The organism is Neobacillus sp. NPDC093182 (genome assembly GCF_044754045.1).
Genome location: NZ_JBIVOI010000035.1, coordinates 1 through 6801 on the forward strand (window position 1 = coordinate 1; position 6801 = coordinate 6801).

Annotated in this window: 10 protein-coding genes; 1 reads left to right on the forward strand and 9 read right to left on the reverse strand. The window is 32.8% G+C overall.

The window, feature by feature from the left end; translation table 11 throughout:
- Nucleotides 1-559: 559 nt before the first annotated feature.
- From ACIQAA_RS32155 to merR, 9 genes are all read right to left on the reverse strand, one after another.
- Nucleotides 560-697: a hypothetical protein gene (locus tag ACIQAA_RS32155; protein WP_402627917.1), complete on the reverse strand. Its 138-nt coding sequence runs from the start codon at nucleotides 695-697 to the stop codon at nucleotides 560-562.
- Between the two features lie 304 nt (nucleotides 698-1001).
- The gene (locus tag ACIQAA_RS32160; protein ID WP_402627920.1) at nucleotides 1002-1394 is read right to left on the reverse strand and encodes a type 2 periplasmic-binding domain-containing protein; all 393 of its coding nucleotides are present in this window, start codon (nucleotides 1392-1394) and stop codon (nucleotides 1002-1004) included.
- 290 nt (nucleotides 1395-1684) lie between these two features.
- On the reverse strand, nucleotides 1685-2260 hold the full coding sequence (locus ACIQAA_RS32165) for a hypothetical protein (RefSeq protein ID WP_402627923.1): 576 nt from the start codon (nucleotides 2258-2260) through the stop codon (nucleotides 1685-1687).
- A 141-nt stretch (nucleotides 2261-2401) separates the two neighbouring features.
- On the reverse strand, nucleotides 2402-2989 hold the full coding sequence (locus tag ACIQAA_RS32170; protein ID WP_402627926.1) for a hypothetical protein: 588 nt from the start codon (nucleotides 2987-2989) through the stop codon (nucleotides 2402-2404).
- A 246-nt stretch (nucleotides 2990-3235) separates the two neighbouring features.
- Nucleotides 3236-3766, reverse strand: coding sequence for a GrpB family protein (locus ACIQAA_RS32175; RefSeq protein ID WP_402627929.1), 531 nt, complete (start codon nucleotides 3764-3766; stop codon nucleotides 3236-3238).
- Between the two features lie 135 nt (nucleotides 3767-3901).
- A complete protein-coding gene (locus ACIQAA_RS32180) occupies nucleotides 3902-4300 on the reverse strand; it encodes a hypothetical protein (RefSeq protein WP_402627932.1) in 399 nt (132 codons plus the stop codon).
- A 169-nt stretch (nucleotides 4301-4469) separates the two neighbouring features.
- Nucleotides 4470-4928: an NUDIX domain-containing protein gene (locus ACIQAA_RS32185; protein WP_402627934.1), complete on the reverse strand. Its 459-nt coding sequence runs from the start codon at nucleotides 4926-4928 to the stop codon at nucleotides 4470-4472.
- A 65-nt stretch (nucleotides 4929-4993) separates the two neighbouring features.
- Nucleotides 4994-5194 carry a hypothetical protein gene (locus tag ACIQAA_RS32190; protein ID WP_402627937.1) on the reverse strand — a complete coding sequence of 67 codons (201 nt, stop codon included), beginning with the start codon at nucleotides 5192-5194 and terminating at the stop codon, nucleotides 4994-4996.
- Nucleotides 5195-5216: 22 nt separating this feature from the next.
- Nucleotides 5217-5618 (reverse strand): mercury resistance transcriptional regulator MerR, encoded by a 402-nt coding sequence (merR, locus tag ACIQAA_RS32195; protein ID WP_402627940.1) that lies wholly within the window; start codon nucleotides 5616-5618, stop codon nucleotides 5217-5219.
- A gap of 330 nt (nucleotides 5619-5948) precedes the next feature.
- Here merR and ACIQAA_RS32200 point away from each other — a divergent pair, with 330 nt between their 5' ends.
- Nucleotides 5949-6662: a HoxN/HupN/NixA family nickel/cobalt transporter gene (locus tag ACIQAA_RS32200; protein ID WP_402627943.1), complete on the forward strand. Its 714-nt coding sequence runs from the start codon at nucleotides 5949-5951 to the stop codon at nucleotides 6660-6662.
- The last annotated feature ends 139 nt before the right edge of the window (nucleotides 6663-6801 follow it).

Sequence of the window (6801 nt, forward strand, 5' to 3'; positions counted from 1 at the left end):
TAAGACTCTGAGTTAGATTGGACTCTATACTCGTATCTTACTGAGGGGCTCTATTTTTTTCAAACCTGATATTTAACGATCTACAGGAATGCTAACCTGCTTCGTTAGTTGAAGAAGAAATATCCTTTTTGACAGCTTTCCTTTATAGCTAGCGACTTTCGTAAGCGTAATAAGATGGCTTATTTTTACACCTCTTTTTCACAACTCATTATCGTCACTCTTTCTTCCAATCCCATTGATTGTACATAAGTATTGATATATCAACTGCAAAAAATCTTTTACTAGGTATTAAACTGTAGGATATCAAGAATAATTTTAATTAATAATCAAATACTACGACTATCAAGTTATGGGAGGTTTATCATGCGCTCCGATAATTACTTTGCGATACATGTTTTCTTTTCGCTCCTTGGATTAATTGCTACTACTGTTTTTAGCTGCATAATTATATCTCAAAACAATAAATTGAGCTATATGCAGGAGAACAAAAAATAGCATATTTCTTTAACAAAAAAGCACTCTTAGTCTGAGCGCTTTTTTTGTTGCCGATATTCTTCAATCATCTTTTCTTCCTCGATAAATTCTTCCATTTTGACTTGTACCCAGGTCGAAAACTTAATTCCCTTCTTCCCGGCAAGCCGACAAATTCATCAAGCACCTTCGGATCAACGGTGATATTTACCCTCTCTTTCACCAACTTTATCCCCTCCAAGGTTTGTCCTCTTTGGAAAAAATTGTCTGATAATTCTGGGAAATATCAATACACATGAGTGTTAATTAATACACACTTATGTTCATCTTTTCTTCCGTAAGCCTTGTATTGACACAAGTACTGATAAATCAATATTTATAAGCACTTATAGAGAGTCGTAAATACAAATGCGACATTAATTGAAAATAAAAAAGCCAACAAAATATTGACTCATTTCCTCTTCAACTAAAGCACCCGTTAGTTGAAGAAGATATAGAGATTGAAATATAAAATAAGCGAACCTGCTTGTTTAGTCCCTAAGTCCATATCCAATCAATTGATGTGATTTTATATCTGCATAAACTATTATTCCACCTAATGTCGGATTATCATTTGAAGGATAGTCAATAATGTAAACTTCTTTGTCAATAAATGTTTTGTCCAAATTAGTTCCCATATTCTCTCGAAGGACTCTTTGATAAACACTTGCATCTTTCCAAGTTCCTTGGATATGATTTTTTTGCTCTTCTGTAAGTCGGTTCCAAACAGACTCCCTGACATCTAATGTTTCAATACTTTGTACCTCATTCAAATTGTTGTTATGATGTTTTTCTTTTGGTTTATCTTCAGCCAATAACTGTTGGCAACCATTTAGTAAAAGAGATAAAAAAAAAGACAGAACAAATAAAGTAAACTTTTTCACAACATTTTACACCTCCAGATATTTATATCCAAAATGTTTAATCTTAGGTATATATTCTTTGTTGATTAAACCAATTCCTTCTGTAACTTACCTGCTTCGTTAGTTCAACAAGAAAGAGCTGCCACGATGACAGCTCAGATCTTCAACTCTTGCACCCGTTACTTTAAGTACATTTGTTCACAAACTTAGCCTTTATTACAGGAATGCCGTCCCTTTAGTGCAAAAAGAGAAGTTGCCAAATTGACAGCTTCTCTCTTGCATTTTTTCACGACTGTCAAAAGTAATTATTATCACTTTTTACCTTTTTTCTTAAACTCATCTTTTTTATAAGTTAAGTTCCCCTGTAAAAATTGGCACAGTTCTATTTGATTATTTTCCCATAATTTAAAAGCTTCTTCACCTATAAAAATGCCCCCTATTTTTCCAACTGAAAGTTTTCGAATAAAACCTTGTAATATTCTATATGCATCTTTTTCAAAAGTTGCTGGGTGAATATTCCCTTTATCATCCTGCCATTCAGTTGTGATAGCAATTCTACCAGTACCAATCCTGTTGGGTGACTGTTGTGATAAACTCAATTGAATTGCCCTTGAATTTAGATTGTCGAATGGGAAGTTTTCTTGACCATTTCTTAATTTTATAGTTCTCCACTTAACGAAGTGAGTTTCAGATTTAGGTACAATAAAATAATGAAGGTCATCTTTATCAAAAATTTCTAGATTATTAATTGGAATTTGTTGAGAAATGGCATCAACAGTGTGTTTATATAAAACTAAATCCTTTTCAAAGATTAGTTTGAACAACTTTTCATTGTCATTCTTATCAAATATAAAACTTGTTGTATTCCCTTTCAAAAAAGAAGCCATATTTCCTCCTAAAAAAAGCTTTTATAAACTATTTTATCATCAATTCTTGTTCAACTAAACTGTCCGTTAGTTGAAGAAGAAAAAGCTGCCTAAATGACAGCTCCAATCTTAAACTCTTGTACCCGTTAGTTCAACAAGAAATTATCTTTGTATATCCTTGTCATATGTTTCAGCTACAAACTCAAAGTCTAAATCGTCTTTATGAATAAATACACTTGTCTTAGAAGGATAACCAGTTAATGTAGAAACAATATCGACCTCAACAAGGTTAAACCTTACATTGTAAGCCTCCTCAATATCCAATCCACCAGTTAAAAAATGTTCCCCATCACCAAATGATTTAAAAACAAACACTTTTTCATCCAAGTCGTTTTTATCCATCTCAATCCACTCACAGTTTACCAGAGCTTTGATCGTATGATGTTTCGGAATGCATTCAATATGATTTATCCCTTTATAGCATCTTAAAGTAAACATATACGTATGGGTTTCATTCAAATTAATATCAATCCCGTATTTAAAAGCAAAAGTATTGTAAACCATCTCATAAAATAACGGCATTACAATATCATCCCAGGAGTCGTAGGCGAAAGCATATATTGGTATTAAGTGGGGATACAAACTGATGATAGCTTGTTGGAAATTCAGTAAGATTGATGTATCAGAGATTCCTTGCAAAGCCTCATCTATTTCGTGTTCAAACTCTTTTAAACGTCGATTATCAATCATAACATTCCCCCAAAAAATCAGCACTTTTATTAAGTATTCAAGATTAGTAAAAAAATATCCTTCTTGTGCTAACCTGCTCCGTTAGCACAATAAGAAAACGGGATCGCCGCAGCCATCCCATATTTAACATAAGCACCCGATAGTTTAAGTACGATATTTCACAATCTTGTTTTTGAAATAAGAAAAGAAGGCAACCTGTATCTTAAAGATCACAACCGTTGATGTAGAAAAATAGAAGATTACCTCTTATTTTTTTGCCCTCCACTCAATTGCTCTTCGTTCCAAGTTTTTAACAAAATCATCTTTACCACTGCTATATCCTTCAATATCTTTAGGGAACTCATTAGCAAGTTGTTCCTTCAACTTTCCATATTCAATTACGTCTTTTTTATGTGATTTTAGATAATCACGAACAGCTAAATGACGTTCAATTTCAAAGGCATTATCAAATTGAAAAATATGTATTTGGTGTGTCCTATTTTCTCCACCTTTACGGAAATATCTTCTTCCTTTTATCCCTAACTCCCCAAGAGGCTCATAACCTATTTCAATCATCTTTGCATTAAACGTATTAATTATTTCAATATTTTTAACTATTGGCATAATGTCAATGATTGGTTTTGCTTTTAATCCTGGTACAGCTGTACTGCCTATATGATGAATTTCAACGATTTCGTCTTTGAAAATTTCACGAATTATTTTTTCTTCTGTTTTGAATAATTGAACCCAATTTTCATCATAGTCTTTAACAATAATGTTCATTGCACGATTAACCATTCCAATCCCTTCTTCCAAAAATCTTTGTATAGTGGATTAATAAGTGACAGTCTTGTTAAACAAAACTGTACTGTTAGTAAAAAAGAAAAGCTGCCAAAATAACAGCACCGATCTTAAACTCTTGCACCCGTTAGCTTAATAACAGACTTCCCCTCCAGGTAATGTAAATACGTCAAATCCGTCGTCCCCTTGTAATGTCCATCCTTCGAAGTAGCTACTAGCGTGAAATAATTCAAAGGTCAGATTACCTTCAAATTCGATAATAAATATTAGCTGTTCATAAAATGAAATGTTTAATATCCTCTTAGAAACGAGTAGTTTTTTTACATTTTTATGTGAGAATTTTTTTGGTTCGGAAATACAATCTGTTTCACCTAATATAATTTCTTTACCTTTCCGAATTCTCCACGGGCATTCGACCATTAACCATCCTTTTTCGAAAATAATACCCAAAGGCTGATTTTCCTCGGTATTTACATCTGTTACAACTTGTCCGATAAAATAACCAAAGTCTATTTTACTTGAATTCTCCATTCAACCAACTCCTGAAAAACCGATTCTAAGGACAATAATTAAACAAAAAAGTTTGTATTCCTTTTTCAACTAACCTGCTCCGTTAGTGGAACAAGAAAAAAAGCTGCAAAAGCAGCTTTTTCTTCTTTAACTCAAGCACCCGTTAGCTCAATAAGGGCTTTACCAACTTTTATCCTATTTCAAGCTGACCTTTTAATTCAACTAACTTTTTCTCAATAAAAGGGTCAGTTTCTTCAGGTAATTGGTCTAATTTGAAAAATTTAGCTTCAATGGCTTGATTCTCATCAGGTGTAACTACTCCATCAAAGTCAGTACATAAATATCCTATTGCAACGGTGTGATATTCATTTTCACCGTACTCTGGCTTTGTATTTAATTCCTCACCAGAATAAACACCAAATAATTTTAAATTATTAATATGTATCCCTATGTCTTCTTGTACATTTCTTTTAATACAGTCTTCCACTGACTCATTTAATTGCAATATTCCACCAGGAATCCCCCAAGTTGCACCTGGACATCTACTTAATAAAATCTCTCCTTTTTTATTAATAATAGCTACACTTGGTCGTACTATTATCAATGGAGAATTCCCTATTGTTTCTCTCATTTTTGTACAATAATCCACAAATAACCCTCCTATGATAATGTTCATTATTAAGGAGTAACCTACCCCTTTTTAGTCGGCATTTGTCAGCCACCTTCTACACAAGTAGCAGTTGAACTTCCAACAGTAGCATTTAATTCAATTAGAAGATTAGGAAGAATCTCAGAATCAATAATGCTTTCTAATGTATTATCTATTAATGGTACATTAAATTTCACAAAAATAGGGGCTGCTTTTTCCCACACTTCGACTATTGCTTTTGGAGACATATTAGATTGTATGACCATATTAAAACCTCATTTCTATTATTTATTTCACTTCAATCATTAGCGTTTCAATAATGGGGCATTCGTATAAAGCTTTATTGTCTGGGCAACATTCCTTTAAATTTAACAGCATTTGTTCAATTCTTTTTAAATCCATAATTCTCGTTTGTACTTCTACAATTTTATCGACAACAAAGTTATACATATCATTGCATCGTTCATCGTCCTTATCTACAACTCCGAGTAATTTAGAAATTTCTGCTAAGGTAAATCCCAGTTCCTGAATCCTTTTGATAAATTTTATACGATTGACACTTTCTTCTGTATACATCCTATAACCAGCATTCGTTCGAGGAGGATTTTTAAGCAAACCTACTCTTTCGTAATATCTTATTGTTTCTTTGTTGATACCACACTTTTCAGCAAGCTCACTAATCCGATACATAACGAAATTCACCTCATACAAATTATAAACCCTGTACCATAGTACAGGGTAAAGTATATTTTAACATTTTTTATTGAATTAACCTGCCATTTTAGTTAAAAAGCTGGCTGGAGTAGCTGCTGGATCAATATGTAAAACTCCAGTAGTATAAGAAGGAGTTTTTTGAACTCTGACTTGGTTCCTAGAATTTATCTCACACTTTAATTTGTTTACCAAACAAACTAATAGTGCTATTATCTATTTATTAAGTGCTATATAGCACCTTTCGTTCTATTTTTAATTGTTTGGGCTATATTTAATTATCAATTTATTATTTAAGGAGGAAAATTAATGGAGTTAGGTTTATTATCAGTTCTAGCTTTAGGATTTGTGCTTGGTATTAAGCACGCAATTGAGCCTGACCATGTGATCGCTGTGTCCACCATTGCGAGTCAAAGTAAAAAATTATTTCGATCTTCTTTAGCAGGAGTATTCTGGGGAATAGGTCATACTGCTACATTATTTATTATGGGAATTATTCTTATCCTTATGAAAGGTGAAATACCAGAAAAATGGGCTATGTCATTAGAGTTTTTAGTAGGTATTATGCTCGTTTATCTCGGTGTTACCATTCTTTCTTTTAAAAATATTCATGTGCATAATGATAACCATGATGGAGAAGAACATAAAAATGTTCATTCCCATAAACATAGTGGTCTACATGAGCATAAACATCAACACAAAGAGGTTTCATATATTAAATCAATGCTAATTGGCTTGGTTCACGGACTTGCTGGAAGTGGAGCTATGGTTCTATTAACTATGAGTACCGTAAATAGCGTTTGGGAATCGGCTATTTATATTCTTGTATTTGGTGTAGGAACGGTTATTGGAATGCTCTTCTTTACTACTATTATTGGACTTCCATTTGTATTCAGCGCAAAGAAAATAAGTCTGAACAAAACACTTACTCAAATAACTGGGTGCATTAGTCTAGTGTTTGGGGTATTTTACATGTACAACCTAGGTGTAACAGAAGGATTGTTTAAACTTTGGTTACAGTAATTAATTTGTTAGAGAGGTGGATTGATCTTCCATCTCTCTTATTTAACTCCCTCAGTTTAATACGATTAACTCTCGAATGCTCTCTTATTCGCAGGATTTCATAACCCTTGTAATTGGATTTACGGGTAATTGAAATGAA

Bases quoted from the DNA above. Each gene is read 5' to 3' on its own strand.
- ACIQAA_RS32200 (WP_402627943.1), top strand. From the start codon at position 5,949: ATGGAGTTAGGTTTATTATCAGTTCTAGCTTTAGGATTTGTGCTTGGT.
- ACIQAA_RS32180 (WP_402627932.1), bottom strand. From the start codon at position 4,300: ATGGAGAATTCAAGTAAAATAGACTTTGGTTATTTTATCGGACAAGTT.
- ACIQAA_RS32175 (WP_402627929.1), bottom strand. From the start codon at position 3,766: ATGGTTAATCGTGCAATGAACATTATTGTTAAAGACTATGATGAAAAT.
- ACIQAA_RS32165 (WP_402627923.1), bottom strand. From the start codon at position 2,260: ATGGCTTCTTTTTTGAAAGGGAATACAACAAGTTTTATATTTGATAAG.
- ACIQAA_RS32170 (WP_402627926.1), bottom strand. From the start codon at position 2,989: ATGATTGATAATCGACGTTTAAAAGAGTTTGAACACGAAATAGATGAG.
- merR (WP_402627940.1), bottom strand. From the start codon at position 5,618: ATGTATCGGATTAGTGAGCTTGCTGAAAAGTGTGGTATCAACAAAGAA.
- ACIQAA_RS32190 (WP_402627937.1), bottom strand. From the start codon at position 5,194: ATGGTCATACAATCTAATATGTCTCCAAAAGCAATAGTCGAAGTGTGG.